This window comes from Acinetobacter sp. IRS14 (assembly GCF_034650275.1).
Taxonomy (GTDB): domain Bacteria; phylum Pseudomonadota; class Gammaproteobacteria; order Pseudomonadales; family Moraxellaceae; genus Acinetobacter; species Acinetobacter oleivorans.
In genome coordinates this window covers 1-835 of record NZ_JAOVFN010000056.1, presented here as the reverse complement: position 1 = coordinate 835, position 835 = coordinate 1, and the positions used below count along the sequence as shown (strand labels likewise).

General features: G+C 42.9%; 1 protein-coding gene. It reads right to left on the bottom strand.

All coding sequences use genetic code 11. The features are described 5' to 3' along the window. Positions 1-309: 309 nt before the first annotated feature. Positions 310-835 (bottom strand): thermonuclease family protein (locus tag ODQ17_RS19030; RefSeq protein WP_322905618.1); only part of this gene is annotated, 526 nt, incomplete at its 5' end.

Sequence of the window (835 nt, the reverse complement as noted above, 5' to 3'; positions counted from 1 at the left end):
ACTTCACTGCTTTTGGACGTAATTGCATCCTTTTTTGTTTAATATAGAATCGTATTATTTTAATCAAAAAAACAATCCAAGCAATTCAGTAAAGGCAAAGAACAGTAATTAAGAACTAGGACGATCCTAAGCGTAGATTTTTACTCTATGTTTGGATGTTAGTGCAGAAACAAAATAATGATTCCTAACTTTTCTAAAACTGTAATAAATCTAAACGTTTACGCAATGACTAAAATTCATTTATAAGGATAAACCTTGCTTTTAGCTTCTTTCTATTGGTTTTTCTCTATTTTTAATCTCCACTAACCCCTACTTATTCCTTCTCCGCCAGTCCCAGGGCCGCTCTGCATCCCCATTAGCCCAAACCCCAGCTTTATTGGAAATCGCCTCCTGCTCCAGGAATTCATACTGTTCTGCATTCTCAGGGCATGACCTCTTATGGCCTTCATAGTAGTGGGCCATACCTGCCAAAACCATTTCCCCATTAACTCCCACCTCAAGTCCTGGCGTGTCAGTCATTGCAAAAACTTCCACCACACTGCGCCCATATTGGTCTTTTTCGGCACCCATCAGAATGATTTCCCGATTATCCGTCAGCATTCCCCGGAGATAATCACGGGATTCAATGCCCCCGGCTTGCTTAATTTCTGGGGCATCAATACAGGCGATCCTCACCTTAATTTCCTCGTTAGTAACATCCGCCACTGCCCGAAAGGTATCTCCATCATGCACAGACCCAGGCTTAACCCGCCAAGTTTTATCAGGAGTTCGGTTCTGGGTGACCATGGCATTAGAGGCCATCTCCTGCATTTGCTCCTGACTGCAAGCAGTAATC